This is a genomic window from Cryobacterium levicorallinum, assembly GCF_004402405.1.
Lineage (GTDB): Bacteria > Actinomycetota > Actinomycetes > Actinomycetales > Microbacteriaceae > Cryobacterium > Cryobacterium levicorallinum.
This window is the reverse complement of sequence record NZ_SOFE01000023.1, coordinates 434,104-448,451: the sequence shown is the minus strand read 5'-3', so window position 1 is coordinate 448,451 and position 14,348 is coordinate 434,104. Positions and strand designations below refer to the sequence as shown.

Here is a 14,348-nt window from a genome sequence, read left to right as displayed (position 1 = left end):
TCGGGACCAGCCACAGCCCGCGCTAGACCCGGCGGGTGAGGCGGGTGTCGATCTTGCCGACATCGGCCGAGTGAATCACGACGGTCACCACGCGTCCGGCCACGGCCATCGCGGTACCTGTGAAATCGGAGGCCGTCACGGTGATGGCCGGCAGGGCCATGTCGTTGACGATCAGGTTCGATCGGTGCGCCAGCGCTAGCTCGATCTCCGCCTGCTGCTGCGTGTGCCGTCCGGCCCAGAGTTCAGACCCGAACTCGTAGGGATTCTTGGCATAGTTCATCACGATGTATTGCAAGTGTTGGTTGAGTGCATCACGAATGGGGTCTCCGCCCCGATTTGTTGAACCCGGCACGTCGGTGAAGACGAATCCGCGCAATTCGGCGATGCCGATCGGGCCGGCCGGCGAATTCTCGAACCAGAAATTGCCCGCGGGATCGGCGAGCCAGTAATGGGCCTGCGCTTCGAGTGTGCGGCCGTGATTGCCGTACCAACTCCAGCCGCGTTCCTGAATGCGCCGTTGCGGCACGAAGCCGAACACCGGCGGTCCGAACAGGGCAAGGCGCGCCGCGTCGTCTGGCGGCTTCGACTTGGCTCCCGGCGCGAGGTGCATGTCTGGAGAATACACCGGAGACCACCGCCGGGGGAGTGCCGCGCGGCAATTTCCGATCGGGGTATTTGCGCTGCGCCGTGAGGTGCCATCTTCGGCTCCTTCATGCGCGTGAGATGACGTATTCGGCCCATTCAAAGCAACTCACGGTGCCGGATGTGTCGTCTCGCCCGTCCCAGGGCGTGTCCGTGGGGCGAAGGTGTCGTCTCGCGACTCTCGATCGTGTTCAGTTAGCTGCGAGCGTGCTCGTGCGTCGTTTCGGATACCCGGTCCGTGAGGGTGGTCGGAGCCTTGAGGTTCAGCACGACGGCGGTCATCGCCGCGGCGAGCACGCAGGCGAGCACCATGTGCAGCCCGACGAGCACCGGCGGCAGGCCCAGGTTTGCCTGCAGCAGGCCGACCACAATCTGGACAAGCTCGACCACGAGTAACGTGACGACGAGTTTACGCACGGGCAGCTTGCCTCGAACGGATGCCGCGAGCAGCACGATCGTCAGGACCAGCGTCGCGTAGCCCGGCCAGGCATGCAGGTGCTCGAGCAATTCAGCGTTGAACCCAGTACGACCAGCCTCGGCGTCACCCGAATGCGGTCCGGAGGCCGTGGTCACGACTCCCATCACCACGGTCAGTGCCACCACGAAACTCGTGGCGTGGGCGAGCCCGGCGAAGCCGACCGGTACGACGAGGGCGCGCGGACCCGACGGGAGGTAGACCCGGTGCACCAGCACGGTGGCGATGCACACCATGATCAGCGAGGCCATGAAGTGAAATCCGACGATGAACGGGTTGAGACCGGTCAGCACGGTGACCCCGCCGACGAGGGCCTGCGCGAGAACGCCAACGCCGAGAATGACGGCGAGCGTGAACAGATCCTTGCGCTCGGTGCGCAGTCGCCACAGCAGCACGACGGCCGCTATCGCAATAATGCCGATCAGTCCGGTCATCAGGCGATTGCCGAACTCAATAACGCCGTGCAGGCCCATCTCCGGCGTCGGCACGAGCGATCCGGCAACACAGGTCGGCCAGGTCGGGCAGCCCAGTCCGGAACCGGTGAGGCGTACAGCGCCTCCGGTGCCGACGATCAGGATCTCCGTCACGAGTGACAGCCAGGCGACGACCCGGATTCGTCGGTCGACAGCGCTCGGTAACCAGTAGCGAATTTTCTGGCTGACGACCCGGTATCCTGCGCCGATAGCACTGGACAAGCCCTGATTTTTCCGATTCACCGATTCTGCTCTCTCTGTCGTGCTTATCACCCGTGCGTTTTCATCGTGCCGTGTCCAAATGTGAATCGACCGGCAAGCACGCGAATCCCACTGATCAACCTGTAGAATTGCAACATCCATGGAGATCCTTCCCGCGGTCATCCGATCGAGGGATTCAATCCGGGCCGCAGGGCTCGGGGTCATCGCGATACTCCATGAATATTCTAGGTACGCAACGTAGCTGTCCAGACAACCCGTTCCCCCGTCTCCGTTGGAGGCACCGTGGGAATGACCGGACTAATATCCGGGTTGTGATGGGTAGAGAAGAGGTTAATATGTCGGATGTCCTGCTAGACCGTCCCGACCTTGAGGGGATCGGCACCTACGAATTCGGGTGGGCCGACTCAGACAAGGCCGGAGCATCCGCTCGTCGTGGTATTTCTCCCGAGGTTGTCACTGACATCTCGAACCTGAAATCCGAGCCGGATTGGATGCTGCAGCGACGGCTGAAGGCACTTCAGCTGTTCGAACGCAAGCCCATGCCCACCTGGGGCGCCGACCTCTCCGAGATCGACTTCGACAACATCAAGTACTTCGTGCGGTCCACGGAGAAGCAGGCCCAGACCTGGGAAGACCTGCCCGACGACATTAAGAACACCTACGAGAAGCTCGGTATCCCCGAGGCCGAGCGTCAGCGCCTCGTCTCCGGTGTCGCCGCCCAGTACGAGTCTGAAGTCGTTTACCACCAGATCAACGAGGAGCTCGAAGCTCAGGGCGTCATTTTCATGGACACCGACACAGCGCTCAAGGAACACCCGGAGTTCTTCGAGGAGTACTTCGGCACCATCATTCCCTCCGGCGACAACAAGTTCGCCGCGCTCAACACGGCCGTCTGGTCCGGCGGATCCTTCGTCTACGTCCCCCCGGGCGTGCACGTTGAAATTCCCCTCCAGGCCTATTTCCGCATCAATACCGAGAACATGGGCCAGTTCGAGCGCACGCTGATCATCGCCGACGAGGGCAGCTACGTTCACTACATCGAGGGCTGCACGGCCCCGATCTACAAGTCCGATTCGCTGCACTCCGCCGTGGTCGAGATCGTCGTGAAGAAGAACGCCCGCGTTCGGTACACGACCATCCAGAACTGGTCGAACAACGTCTACAACCTCGTAACCAAGCGGGCCACAGCCGGCGAAGGCGCGACGATGGAGTGGATCGACGGCAACATCGGTTCCAAGGTCACCATGAAGTACCCGTCCATCTACCTGATGGGCGAGCACGCCAAGGGCGAGACGCTCTCGGTGGCCTTTGCTGGCCCGGGCCAGCACCAGGATGCCGGCGCCAAGATGATCCACATGGCTCCGTACACGCAGTCGTCGATCGTCTCCAAGTCCATCGCTCGCGGTGGCGGGCGCAGCGGATACCGCGGTGAGGTTCGAATGGATGCCTCCGCGCACCACTCCGCCAACACCGTGCGCTGCGATGCACTCCTCGTCGATACCTCGTCGCGCTCCGACACCTACCCATCCATCGACATTCGCGTCGACGACGTGCAGCTCGGTCACGAGGCCACCGTTTCCCGGGTCAGCGCCGAGCAGCTCTTCTACCTGATGAGCCGCGGCATGCCCGAAGACGAAGCCATGGCCATGATCGTTCGCGGATTCATCGAACCGATCGCCCGGGAGCTCCCGATGGAGTACGCCCTCGAACTCAACAAGCTCATTGAAATGGGCATGGAAGGATCCGTCGGCTAAATGTCCGCCGCTTCAGCGCTTTCGAAGAGCGCGTCAACAACTGTGCCCGAATCATCCACACCCGCACCCGAGCCGGTTCTGCCAGCCGGTCAGCACGGAATCAAGAAACACTCCGACGGACGTTTCGGCTACGTGCCGGTACAAACCCGATCGGATCGTTTCAAGAGTGTCAACGTCGCCGACTTCGAGACCGTCACCGGCCGCGAAGCCGTCTGGAAGCTCTCGCCCGTCGCGAAGTTCACCGATCTCACCGCCGGTACCCTCGACGGCTCGCGCTACGAGATAACGTCCACCCCGTCAGAGGACGTCTCCGTCGAGTGGGTCCCCAGAACGGATGCCCGCATCGGCACCGCCGGTCTGCCGGAAGAACGCGCCGCCGCGAACGCCTGGGGCGTTTTCGAGGACGCCCTCGCCATAACGGTGAGCGGCGAAGAGGCCAAGGAGATCACGGTCACGCGATCGGCCCTCGGGAGTTCCGCCCGCGGAGCGCACACCATCATCGAGGCCAAGCCGTTCAGCCAGGCCACGGTCATCCTGGCGAACACGGGTGACGCCCGGTTGAGCGAAAATGTCGAGATCATCCTCGGCGAGTCCGCCAACCTCACGGTCGTCTCGTTGCAGGAATGGGACGACTCGGCGGTGCACCTGGCCAACCATTTTGCATCCATTGGTCGCGATGCGCGCCTCAAGCACGTCGTCGTTTCGCTCGGTGGCAGCATCGTGCGGGTGAACCCGTCTGTGCGTCTGGCCGGACCCGGCTCCGACACGCTGCTACTCGGTCTCTACTTCGCCGATGCTGGTCAGCACCTGGAACAGCAGGTGTACGTCTTCCACGACGCTCCGAAGAGCCGCAGCCGAGTCAACTACAAGGGTGCGCTGCAGGGCCAGGACGCCCGCACGGTCTGGATCGGCGACGTGCTGATCGGCAACAAGGCCGCTGGTACCGACAGCTATGAGCAGAATCGCAACCTCGTGCTCAGCGAGGGCACTCGCGCCGATTCCATCCCGAACCTGGAGATCGAAACCGGCGACATCGTCGGAGCCGGTCACGCTAGTGCCACCGGTCGTTTCGACGATGAGCAGCTGTTCTACCTGCAGTCTCGCGGCATCACCGAGGACGAAGCGCGTCGGCTCGTCGTCCGCGGATTTCTCACCGAGGTCGTGCAGCAGATCGGTTCCCCGGAACTCGAAGCTCGGTTGCAGCTCGCAATCGAAGCCGAACTTATTGGAACGGACTAAGCATGGCCGCGACGAAGATTTGCGCTCTCGATGAGCTCGAAGTAAACCAGGCCGTCAAGGTCGAAATCGACGGGGTCGCCATCGCCCTTGTGCGTGATGCCGCTGGCGATGTTTTCGCCATCGGTGATACCTGCACGCACGGTGATATCTCCCTGTCGGAGGGATTCGTGGAAGGCCAGACTCTCGAGTGCTGGGCTCACGGTTCGATGTTCTCCCTCACGACAGGAAAGCCGCTCTCGCTGCCGGCCTACGACCCGGTCCCGGTCTACAACGTTGAACTCATCGACGGCTTTGTCTTCGTCGATCCTTCCGTCACCGTCGCGGTCTAGTCACACCTTAAAGCAACCGCCTCACCAGCCATTTTTAGAAAGGGATAAGACATTCATGTCTGTTCTTGAAATTATCGACCTGCACGTCAGCGTCGAGACCGACCAGGGCACCAAGCAGATTCTGCGCGGCGTCAACCTCACCATCAACGAGGGCGAAATCCACGCCATCATGGGCCCGAACGGCTCCGGCAAGTCCACCCTCGCCTACACGATCGCTGGCCACCCCAAGTATCACGTCGAGAGCGGTTCCATCCTCCTCGACGGCGCTGACGTGCTCAAGATGACAGTGGATGCCCGTGCCCGCGCCGGCCTGTTCCTCGCCATGCAGTACCCGGTCGAGATTCCCGGAGTCACCGTCACGAACTTCCTGCGCACGGCCAAAACGGCCATCGAGGGCGAAGCCCCGCCGATCCGCACCTGGATCAAGGATGTGCGCGAGTCGATGGCCAACCTGCGCATGGACAAGGCTTTCGCCGAGCGCAACGTCAACGAGGGCTTCTCCGGTGGCGAGAAGAAGCGCAACGAGATCCTGCAGCTTGAACTTCTCAGGCCTAAGTTCGCCGTACTCGACGAGACCGACTCCGGCCTCGACGTTGACGCGCTCAAGATCGTCTCCGAAGGAGTCAACCGTGCCAAGGCCAACACCGGCCTTGGACTGCTGCTCATCACGCACTACACGCGCATCCTGCGCTACATCCACCCCGATTTCGTGCACGTCTTCGTCAACGGACGCATCGCCGAACAGGGCGGCCCCGAGCTCGCCGACCGCCTCGAGGACGAAGGTTACGATCGCTTTCTTGTCCCGTCGAACGTAGGCTAGTCGTATGGTCTCAACACTCAGTCCGGCCCGCTTCGACGAAATCGAAGAAGCTCTCAAGGACGTCATGGACCCGGAGCTCGGCATCAACGTCGTCGACCTTGGACTCATCTATGACCTCGGCTGGGACGACGAGAATGACGCGCTCATCGTGCACATGACGCTCACCTCGGCTGGCTGCCCGCTGACCGACGTGATCGAGGAGCAGACGGCGGAGGCGCTCGATGGCGTCGTCGACCAGTTCCGCATCAACTGGGTCTGGATGCCGCCGTGGGGTCCGGAGAAGATCACCGACGATGGTCGCGACATGATGCGAGCCCTCGGCTTCGCTATGTAGCTCTAGTTCTATCTTGAAGGCCCCGCCTGCACCGCAGGAGGGGCCTTCGGTCTGCCTGGTTCGGGTCGCGCCGAAACCTCAATGTCCGAGCAATAGCAGGTGACCCGTCCCGGCGCGTCACACCACGACATCCGCTTTAGAAAAGGTTTCCACTCAGTAGAACTGTATGCTAGTTGTATGGATATAGGGGAAAACGGGGCCATGAGACGGCGTGCGGCGCAGGCGGCGAGTACTCGGGCGGAGATTGTTATGGCGGCGGGGCGCCTCATGCTCGAGCGCGGATACGTGGGCACCTCGGTTGCGGCGATCGCGGCGGAGGCTGGCGTGGTGGTGCAGACCATCTACAACTCCGTGGGGTCGAAAGCGGAATTACTCGCGGCGGTTCTTGATCGAGTGGCCGCGGAACCGGGGGCACCGGCGTTGCTATCGGGGGCCACACGCGAGCGCATTGCTGAGGCCCGAACGGCGACAGAGGTCATCCGCATTCTGGCCCGGTCAAGTGCGCTCGTGAATGAGCGCACCTCGGGCATTCTGCGCATTGTCAGCGAAGCGGCCGTTGTCGATCCGGACGTGGGGGAGTTCGAGCAGAAACGGGACGCTGCCCGGCTGCACGGCTTCGGCGAAGTGGCGGCTGCGCTTCGGGAAAAGCGCGGACTGCGCGGTGGCATCAGCGACCACGAGGCGGCCGCGACGATGTGGGCGCTGGCCCACCCGCACACGTTTCGTACCCTCGTGCTGTCCCTCGGCTGGTCGACGGAGGCGTACCTGAATTGGCTGGAAAAGTCGCTTCTGGCGTCCCTACTGTAGGCGCCGTGTGCCGAGCACAGCCTGAGGGCAAATATACTAGTGAGTTGGACCGCTCTGGCCCACCCACACTTCACACCCGTACAAACACTTCGAATGGACTATTGCTGTGCTCAACGTGCAAGATCTCGAAATCCGCGTTGGAGCCCGCGTGCTCATGGAGGGCGTCAACTTCCGCGTCGCGAGCGGCGACAAGATCGGCCTCGTCGGCCGTAACGGTGCCGGCAAGACGACGCTGACGAAGACTCTCGCCGGGGAGACAAACCCGACCAAGGGTTCGATCAGCCACTCCGGCGAGATCGGCTACCTGCCGCAGGACCCGCGCGCGGGCGACCCGAGCATGCTTGCCCGTACGCGCATTCTGGACGCCCGCGGCCTCGGCACTATTGCCCTGGGCATGCAGGAGTCCAGCATGGCCATGGCCGATTCCGATCCCAAGATCGCCGCCGCCGCCATGAAAAAGTACGGGCGTCTGACCGATGAGTTCAACGGCCTTGGCGGCTACGCCGCCGAAGCCGAAGCCGCATCCATTGCCAGCAACCTGAAACTGCCGGACCACATTCTCGACCAGGCTTTGAGCACCCTCTCCGGTGGCCAGCGTCGTCGCATCGAACTCGCTCGCATCCTGTTCTCGGCCGCCGAGATGATGATCCTCGACGAGCCCACCAACCACCTCGACGCCGACTCGGTGGCGTGGCTGCGCGAGTTCGTCAAGAACTACAAGGGCGGCTGCATCATCATCAGCCACGACATCGAACTCGTCGGCGAAACGGTCAACCGGGTCTTCTACCTCGATGCGAACCGCATGATGATCGACATCTACAACATGAACTGGAAGAACTACCTCCTCCAGCGCACAGCGGATGCCGACCGCCGCAAGAAGGAACGCTCGAACGCCGAGAAGAAGGCCTCGACCCTGCAGCTGCAGGCCGCGAAGTTCGGGGCCAAGGCCAGCAAGGCCGCCGCAGCCCACCAAATGGTGGCCCGGGCCGAGAAGCTGCTCTCCGGCCTCGACGCCGTGCGTGCCGTTGAGCGCGTTGCCAAACTGCGCTTCCCCGAGCCAGCGCCGTGTGGTCGCACACCGCTTATGGCCAAGGACCTCTCGAAGAGCTATGGTTCCCTCGAAATCTTCACCGCGGTCGACCTCGCGATCGACCGCGGATCCAAGGTCGTCATCCTTGGCCTCAACGGTGCCGGTAAGACCACACTGCTGCGCATGCTCGCCGGCGTCGATGAATCCGACACCGGTTCGATCGAACCCGGTCACGGTTTGCGCATCGGTTACTACGCCCAGGAACACGAAACCATCGACGTGAAGCGTTCGGTGCTCGAGAACATGGTCTCCTCCTCGCCGAGCATCACCGAGATGGAAGCACGTCGGGTGCTCGGTTCGTTCCTGTTCACCGGCGATGACTCGAACAAGCCGGCCGGCGTACTCTCCGGTGGAGAGAAGACACGTTTGGCCCTGGCCATGATCGTGGTCTCCGGTGCCAACGTGCTGCTGCTCGATGAGCCCACTAACAACCTCGACCCGGCCAGCCGCGAAGAGATCCTCGACGCCCTCGCCCACTACGCCGGCGCCGTCGTTCTGGTCAGCCACGATGAGGGCGCCGTGCAGGCCCTCAATCCCGAGCGCGTCCTAATCATGCCCGAGGGCACAGAGGACCACTGGAACAAGGACTACCTCGACCTGATCGAGCTGTCGTAACCAATTCCGTGACCCGGTCACCTGTCGGTGACCCAGGCAAAAGGACTAGAGCGTGATATCGATGAGATCGCCACTGCGCATCGCGCTGGTCTGCCTGCACACGTCGCCGGGCACGGACCCTGGCTCCGGCGATGCCGGCGGTATGAACGTCGTCGTGCGGCATCAGGCCGAGCGGCTGGCCGCCCTTGGTCACCGTGTGACGATTCTGACTCGGCGGTCAGCGGCGGATCAGCCCGAATCGCAACAGCTGGCCGAGGGCCTCACGCTGCGCTTTCTGGCCGCCGGGCCCGCCCGAGCGCTGTCCAAGGGCACGCACGAGAACTATATCGATGAGTTCTCCGACCGGCTCAACGCTCTCGAGCCGGTCGACATCATCCACTCGCATCACTGGTTTTCCGGCATGGCAGCGCTTCCCGTCGCCCGCAACTGGGGCGTCCCGCACGTTCAGAGTTTCCATAGCATTGCAGCGGATGATGCGTCCCCGCTTTCGGCCGGAGAACGCGCCGAATCACCGGGACGGATGCGCGGAGAAGCGCGGCTGGCGCGGGAATCCGACGCGCTGGTGGCGATCAGTGCGGCGGAGGCCGCCACGATTTCCGGGCGGCTCGGCGGCTCGGCGAGCCGAACCAACATCGTGCTTCCAGGGGTGGACAGCAACTTGTTCTCACCCAAACGCCAGCCCGCCGGCAGCGCGGTCGACCGCGGTTACGCCGTTGTCGCCGCGCGTTTGCAGCCGCTGAAGGGCCTTGATCTGGCGATTCAGGCCATTGCGGCACTACCGGCGGGCCTGCGTCCCGACCTAGTTGTTGCCGGTGATGCCTCAGTCGACTACTCCGGTTACGTTGAGGAGCTCCATCAGCTCGCCGAACGGGCCGGTCTGTCCGGCATCCGCTTTGTTGGGCCGCAGTCCCATGCGCACCTGGCTGAACTGTTTCGCGGTGCCCGCCTGGTGCTCGTGCCTTCGCACTCGGAAACATACGGTCTGGTGGCACTGGAAGCGGCCGCGAGCGGTGTGCCCGTCGTCGCTTCGGCGGCCGGTGGCCTGCGTGAAGCAGTTGTCGATGGGATCACCGGACTGGTCCTGGAATCCCGCGAACCGCGGGTCTGGGCCGACGCGATGGCGCAGATCCTGTCCGATCCGACCCTGGCACGCGAACTGTCGCTGGCTGCTCGCAAGCATGCCCTCGGTCTGGATTGGAACCGTTCGGCAGCGTCGCTGGTGCGGGTGTACCGCGGTCTCCTCGACGAGGCGACCGAGGCCCGGCAGCACCACCGCGCCGTCGCCTGAGGAGCCGTCTCGGCGGGCTCGACCAGCGAAGTGGGCCAGCTCGAGAGTTGAGGTGGCTAGCCCCGCTGCCGGTCGAGCAGCTCGTCTTCAATCTCGGCATCATTGCGTGGCTTCGCCGCGCGCTTGCGGGCGCGTTCCTCGGCGCGTTCGCGCTCCTCGGGGTCCTCAGCATTGACGCTGCGGTATTCTTCGCGCAGTGCCCAGCCGAGTCCGATGAAGGCGAGTAGCCCGAATACGAACCACTGGAACGCATAGGACAGGTGTGGGCCCTCATCGCGGATCGGTTTAAGCACGGCGGCCGGGCGCTTCTCGGTCGCCGTGGGGCTCTCGGTGTCCATCAGCCCGTACGCGCCGGTATAGGTCGGGGCATTGAGTCGTTCTGCGATGGTAGTGAGGTTGATGGTCGCGACCTGGTTGCCGCTGGCCGTGCGGCCGGGCAGATCAGGTTCGCTGGCCTTGAGCCGGGCCACCACGGTGACCGTTCCGGAGGGCGCCGCCGGAACGGTGTCAGGAGCATCCTGTTTCTGCCCGGTGGGCAGCCAGCCGCGGTTGACGATAAAGATCGTGCCGTCGGTAAGCAGCAACGGGGTCAGTACTTCGAAGCCCGGGTTTACGTTGAGCGGGCGGTTGCGCGCGAGCATCTCGTCAGCGGTGAGGTAGGTTCCGGTCAGTTCCACCGGCATCCATTTTTGCGATTCGTCGAAGGCGGCCAGGTTTTCAAGAGCCTCGGCGACGGGCACCGGGTTCGAGTCGAAGTTGGAATCGATCTTGAACAGCTCGGTCAGTGCCTCATCGCGGCGGGCCAGCTGCCAGAAGCCCAGCCCGGCGCAGACCGCGGCGAACAGCATGGTCAGCACGAGATATCCGGCCCAGCGGCGGCTGAAGGCGAACTTCCAGCCCGTCATTGCTGGTCTCCGGAGGAGTCGGGCGTGCACGTCTCGAGTGCGCTCACCGTCAGCGGAAAGTCCCGTGAGGCCAGGAATTCGCGCAGGTAGTCCACGTGTTCGTCGCAGGCCAGCCAGGTTTTCACCCGATCAGCAGAGTGGATGCGCGGGTTGCGCCAGTCCAGCCGCCACCTTCCTGCAGCGCGGCAGTCCGCCCGCGAACAAGTCGTAGATTCCAGAGGTCGACCCAGGCCTATCATCGGACTGCCGCCAGCAACCGCGTCAGCACTCACTTGACCTCGTCGTTGCCGCGGTAGAGCTCGACGCCGCCGGGCCGGAGCACTTCTGCTGCCGGAGGGGAAATTTTCACGGTCGCGACCACGACGGCAAAGTACGGCAGCAGAATAGCGCCGAGCGCGCAGACCACGAGCCACCAACCTTGTACGAAGAGCATGAGCACAATGCAGATGACACGCACTCCCATGGCAATCGAGTATTTGATCATTCGGTTGCGGCGTTCAACCTCGGGGGAGGCGGGGAGGGAGGTGATCGACTGCTGCTTCATAGGTCCATCGGGTTCGTCTACGGTGGAAACTCCACCTAACAAGACTACGTCTGCCCGGCGACTTTGTGGCACGCCTTAAACTTGAATTTGCCGGGTGTTTCCTTGAACCCGATTTACGATACCCAGCGCACCAGGACAGGAACATCATGACAACGACTCGAACAGTGCTCGTCACTGGCGGCAACCGTGGAATCGGCTTCGCCATCGCTGAGGAGTTTCTGGCCCAGGGACATCGGGTTGCAGTGACGTCCCGCTCCGGTCATGGACCGTCCGGCAGCCTCACAGTGCGGGCCGACGTGACAGACGCCGCATCCATTGACGCCGCCTTCACCGAGATCGAAGCGACCTACGGCCCGGTCGAGGTTGTTGTGGCCAATGCCGGAATCACCCGCGATACCCTGCTAATGCGCATGTCAGAGGATGATTTCACCGCCGTTATCGACACCAACCTGAGTGGTGCCTTTCGCGTGGTCAAGCGCGCGAGCAAGGGTATGCTCAAGGCCCGATTCGGGCGCATCGTGCTGATCTCCAGCGTCGTCGGCCTGTACGGCTCGGCCGGGCAGGTGAATTACTCGGCGTCGAAGAGCGGCCTGATCGGCCTGGCCCGCTCGGTCACCCGCGAACTCGGTGCCCGCGGAATCACCGCGAACGTGGTCGCTCCCGGCTTCATCGAAACCGATATGACCGCTGCCCTGCCCGAAGCGCAGCAGGTCGAATACAAACGCAATATTCCGGCCGGCCGGTTCGCTACGCCGAGCGAGGTTGCGCGCGTCGTCAGCTGGCTGGCCGGCGATGATGCCGGCTACATTTCCGGTGCGGTCATTCCCGTCGACGGCGGTCTCGGCATGGGGCACTGACCGTCTTTTTGCAGCTGTCCGTTCAGCCGCGCAGGCCGAGAAGCGGCAGCACCTGGCTGAGGTTGCACAGGTCGATCACCAGGTCGGCCTCACGTTTCACCCGCGGTTTCGCGTTGAACGCGACGGCGAGTCCGGCCGCGTCCATCATGCGCAAGTCGTTGGCACCGTCCCCGACCGCAATAGTCTGCGCGAGCGCGATCTGCTCCTGTGCGGCCCATTCGCGCAGGGCGACAGCCTTGGCTTCGGCATCGATGATCGGTCCGATAACGCGACCGGTCAGGTGGCCGGCCTGTACCTCAAGCCGATTAGCCCGCCAATGATCAAGCCCCAGCTCGGCGGCCAGCGGGTCGAGCAGCTCATGAAAGCCGCCGGACACCACCCCGACCACGCCACCGCCGGCATGAATGCCCGCGATCAGCTCGTGCACGCCGTCGGTTGGGCGGATGCGTCGCCCCACGTCGGCAAAAACGCTCTCGGGCAGTCCCGCCAGGGTCAACACCCGCTCACGCAGGCTCTCGGCAAAGTCGAGCTCACCGCGCATGGCACGGTCGGTCACCTCGGCGACGCGCTCGCGCGCGCCTGCGGCATCCGCGAGCAGCTCAATCACCTCGTCTTGAATGAGGGTGGAGTCGGCGTCCAGAACGACGAGAAAACGTGCTGCGCAGCTAAGGATCACGGAGTAACGAGCACGCCCTTGCCGACGACGGTGATGCCGGATTCGGTCACGCTGAAGCCCCGCGCCAGGTCACGATCCCGGTCGACACCGACGGTGGCGCCAGCTTCGACGATGACTTCCTTGTCGAGGACGGCGCGCCGCACGATGGCGCCGGGTCGAATCTGCACCCGGTCGAAGATGATGGAGTCCACGACCTCGCAGGCGGAGCCGATCGACGTCCAGGGACCGAGCACGCTGCGCTCGATGTGCGCGCCGGAGATGACACAGCCCAGCGACACGATCGAGTCGATCATAGTGCCGAGGGCGCCTTGGCCGTCGCGCACGAACTTGGCTGGCGGCGAATTCAACTGCATGCTGAAAATCGGCCATTTCTGGTTGTACAGGTTGAACACCGGCAGGGCCGAAATGAGGTCCTGGTGCGCCTCAAAGAACGAGTCGATCGTTCCCACGTCGCGCCAGTAGTAGCGGTCGCGATCGGTCGACCCGGGTACTTCGTTTCGCTTCAGGTCATAGACGCCGGCGTCACCACGCGAGACGAAATCGGGAATAATGTCGCCGCCCATGTCGTGGCTGGAGTCGGTGCGCTCACCGTCACGAAGCACGGCCTCGATCAGGGCGTCGGTGTTGAAGACGTAGTTGCCCATCGAGGCGAATACCTCGTGCGGGGCATCAGCGAGTCCGACGGAATCCTTGGGCTTTTCACGAAAGTCGCTGATTCGATCCGGGGTGGCGGCATCCACTTCGATGACACCGAACTGGTCGGCGAGACCGATCGGCTGGCGAATGGCCGCGACGGTGGCGGACAACCCCGACGCGATGTGTGCGTCGATCATCTGGCTGAAGTCCATTCGGTAGACATGGTCGGCACCGACCACGACGACAATGTCGGGCTTTTCATCGTGAATGAGGTTGAGGCTCTGCAGAATGGCGTCGGCGGAGCCGCTGAACCAGCGCTTGCCGAGGCGCTGCTGCGCCGGTACCGAGGCGATGTACGAGTTGAATAACCCACCGGAGACATGCCAGGTCTGCGACACGTGGCGGTCCAGGCTGTGTGACTTGTACTGCGTCAGCACGACGATCTGGGTCACGCCCGAGTTGATCAGATTGGAGAGGGCAAAATCCACCAGGCGGTAATGCCCGCCAAAGGGGACGGCAGGCTTCGCCCGGTCTTCGGTCAACGGCATCAGACGTTTTCCCTCACCACCCGCGAGCACGATTCCAAAGATCTTCTTGGCCTTCATGTGTACAGAGTAGGGCCTCCCCGGCAAGCCGACTCGC

Annotated in this window: 16 protein-coding genes; 9 read left to right on the top strand and 7 right to left on the bottom strand. The window is 63.3% G+C overall.

Features of this window, described 5'->3' with window-relative positions:
• Positions 1–22 precede the first annotated feature (22 nt).
• Complete coding sequence (locus E3O11_RS14155) at positions 23–610, bottom strand: hypothetical protein (RefSeq protein ID WP_092448556.1); 588 nt, start codon at positions 608–610, stop codon at positions 23–25.
• A 227-nt stretch (positions 611–837) separates the two neighbouring features.
• Positions 838–1,812 (bottom strand): COX15/CtaA family protein, encoded by a 975-nt coding sequence (locus tag E3O11_RS14150; protein WP_241991022.1) that lies wholly within the window; start codon positions 1,810–1,812, stop codon positions 838–840.
• Positions 1,813–2,147: 335 nt separating this feature from the next.
• Here E3O11_RS14150 and sufB point away from each other — a divergent pair, with 335 nt between their 5' ends.
• The 8 genes from sufB to E3O11_RS14110 all read left to right on the top strand — a co-directional run bounded on the left by sufB (position 2,148) and on the right by E3O11_RS14110 (position 10,088).
• Positions 2,148–3,566: a Fe-S cluster assembly protein SufB gene (gene sufB / locus E3O11_RS14145; protein WP_092448558.1), complete on the top strand. Its 1,419-nt coding sequence runs from the start codon at positions 2,148–2,150 to the stop codon at positions 3,564–3,566.
• Positions 3,567–4,805 carry a Fe-S cluster assembly protein SufD gene (gene sufD, locus E3O11_RS14140; RefSeq protein WP_092448559.1) on the top strand — a complete coding sequence of 413 codons (1,239 nt, stop codon included), beginning with the start codon at positions 3,567–3,569 and terminating at the stop codon, positions 4,803–4,805. It begins immediately after the preceding gene.
• A 2-nt stretch (positions 4,806–4,807) separates the two neighbouring features.
• The gene (locus E3O11_RS14135; RefSeq protein ID WP_092340113.1) at positions 4,808–5,134 is read left to right on the top strand and encodes a non-heme iron oxygenase ferredoxin subunit; all 327 of its coding nucleotides are present in this window, start codon (positions 4,808–4,810) and stop codon (positions 5,132–5,134) included.
• A 55-nt stretch (positions 5,135–5,189) separates the two neighbouring features.
• On the top strand, positions 5,190–5,954 hold the full coding sequence (sufC, locus tag E3O11_RS14130; protein ID WP_092448560.1) for a Fe-S cluster assembly ATPase SufC: 765 nt from the start codon (positions 5,190–5,192) through the stop codon (positions 5,952–5,954).
• A 4-nt stretch (positions 5,955–5,958) separates the two neighbouring features.
• Positions 5,959–6,288 (top strand): metal-sulfur cluster assembly factor, encoded by a 330-nt coding sequence (locus E3O11_RS14125; protein WP_092448561.1) that lies wholly within the window; start codon positions 5,959–5,961, stop codon positions 6,286–6,288.
• A gap of 177 nt (positions 6,289–6,465) precedes the next feature.
• Positions 6,466–7,095 carry a TetR/AcrR family transcriptional regulator gene (locus E3O11_RS14120; protein WP_092448562.1) on the top strand — a complete coding sequence of 210 codons (630 nt, stop codon included), beginning with the start codon at positions 6,466–6,468 and terminating at the stop codon, positions 7,093–7,095.
• A gap of 106 nt (positions 7,096–7,201) precedes the next feature.
• On the top strand, positions 7,202–8,800 hold the full coding sequence (locus E3O11_RS14115; RefSeq protein WP_092448563.1) for an ABC-F family ATP-binding cassette domain-containing protein: 1,599 nt from the start codon (positions 7,202–7,204) through the stop codon (positions 8,798–8,800).
• 61 nt (positions 8,801–8,861) lie between these two features.
• Positions 8,862–10,088, top strand: a complete 1,227-nt coding sequence (locus E3O11_RS14110; RefSeq protein WP_092448564.1) for a glycosyltransferase — start codon at positions 8,862–8,864, stop codon at positions 10,086–10,088.
• Positions 10,089–10,144: 56 nt separating this feature from the next.
• Here the strand turns inward: E3O11_RS14110 and E3O11_RS14105 are convergent, their stop codons facing one another.
• From E3O11_RS14105 to E3O11_RS14095, 3 genes are all read right to left on the bottom strand, one after another.
• Positions 10,145–10,993 (bottom strand): SURF1 family cytochrome oxidase biogenesis protein, encoded by an 849-nt coding sequence (locus E3O11_RS14105; RefSeq protein WP_092448565.1) that lies wholly within the window; start codon positions 10,991–10,993, stop codon positions 10,145–10,147.
• Positions 10,990–11,118 (bottom strand): hypothetical protein, encoded by a 129-nt coding sequence (locus E3O11_RS18825; RefSeq protein WP_369828696.1) that lies wholly within the window; start codon positions 11,116–11,118, stop codon positions 10,990–10,992. The genes E3O11_RS14105 and E3O11_RS18825 overlap by 4 nt, the downstream gene beginning before the upstream one ends.
• Positions 11,119–11,261: 143 nt before the next feature.
• Positions 11,262–11,537, bottom strand: a complete 276-nt coding sequence (locus E3O11_RS14095) for a DUF3099 domain-containing protein (protein ID WP_092448567.1) — start codon at positions 11,535–11,537, stop codon at positions 11,262–11,264.
• A gap of 146 nt (positions 11,538–11,683) precedes the next feature.
• Between E3O11_RS14095 and E3O11_RS14090 the strand changes: the two genes are divergently transcribed.
• Positions 11,684–12,394, top strand: coding sequence for a beta-ketoacyl-ACP reductase (locus E3O11_RS14090; protein WP_092448568.1), 711 nt, complete (start codon positions 11,684–11,686; stop codon positions 12,392–12,394).
• A gap of 22 nt (positions 12,395–12,416) precedes the next feature.
• Here E3O11_RS14090 and serB read toward each other — a convergent pair whose 3' ends face one another.
• Positions 12,417–13,070, bottom strand: coding sequence for a phosphoserine phosphatase SerB (serB, locus tag E3O11_RS14085; RefSeq protein WP_092448569.1), 654 nt, complete (start codon positions 13,068–13,070; stop codon positions 12,417–12,419).
• The gene (locus E3O11_RS14080; protein ID WP_092448570.1) at positions 13,067–14,311 is read right to left on the bottom strand and encodes a glucose-1-phosphate adenylyltransferase; all 1,245 of its coding nucleotides are present in this window, start codon (positions 14,309–14,311) and stop codon (positions 13,067–13,069) included. Before E3O11_RS14080 ends, serB begins: the two co-directional genes overlap by 4 nt.
• Positions 14,312–14,348: the final 37 nt, after the last annotated feature.

Excerpts from the sequence above, each read along its gene's own strand:
- sufB (WP_092448558.1), top strand. The coding sequence starts at position 2,148 with ATGTCGGATGTCCTGCTAGACCGTCCCGACCTTGAGGGGATCGGCACC.
- E3O11_RS14105 (WP_092448565.1), bottom strand. The coding sequence starts at position 10,993 with ATGACGGGCTGGAAGTTCGCCTTCAGCCGCCGCTGGGCCGGATATCTC.
- E3O11_RS14110 (WP_092448564.1), top strand. The coding sequence starts at position 8,862 with ATGAGATCGCCACTGCGCATCGCGCTGGTCTGCCTGCACACGTCGCCG.
- E3O11_RS14120 (WP_092448562.1), top strand. The coding sequence starts at position 6,466 with ATGGATATAGGGGAAAACGGGGCCATGAGACGGCGTGCGGCGCAGGCG.
- E3O11_RS14135 (WP_092340113.1), top strand. The coding sequence starts at position 4,808 with ATGGCCGCGACGAAGATTTGCGCTCTCGATGAGCTCGAAGTAAACCAG.
- E3O11_RS14125 (WP_092448561.1), top strand. The coding sequence starts at position 5,959 with ATGGTCTCAACACTCAGTCCGGCCCGCTTCGACGAAATCGAAGAAGCT.
- E3O11_RS14095 (WP_092448567.1), bottom strand. The coding sequence starts at position 11,537 with ATGAAGCAGCAGTCGATCACCTCCCTCCCCGCCTCCCCCGAGGTTGAA.
- E3O11_RS14155 (WP_092448556.1), bottom strand. The coding sequence starts at position 610 with ATGCACCTCGCGCCGGGAGCCAAGTCGAAGCCGCCAGACGACGCGGCG.
- E3O11_RS14090 (WP_092448568.1), top strand. The coding sequence starts at position 11,684 with ATGACAACGACTCGAACAGTGCTCGTCACTGGCGGCAACCGTGGAATC.
- E3O11_RS14080 (WP_092448570.1), bottom strand. The coding sequence starts at position 14,311 with ATGAAGGCCAAGAAGATCTTTGGAATCGTGCTCGCGGGTGGTGAGGGA.
- sufC (WP_092448560.1), top strand. The coding sequence starts at position 5,190 with ATGTCTGTTCTTGAAATTATCGACCTGCACGTCAGCGTCGAGACCGAC.
- sufD (WP_092448559.1), top strand. The coding sequence starts at position 3,567 with ATGTCCGCCGCTTCAGCGCTTTCGAAGAGCGCGTCAACAACTGTGCCC.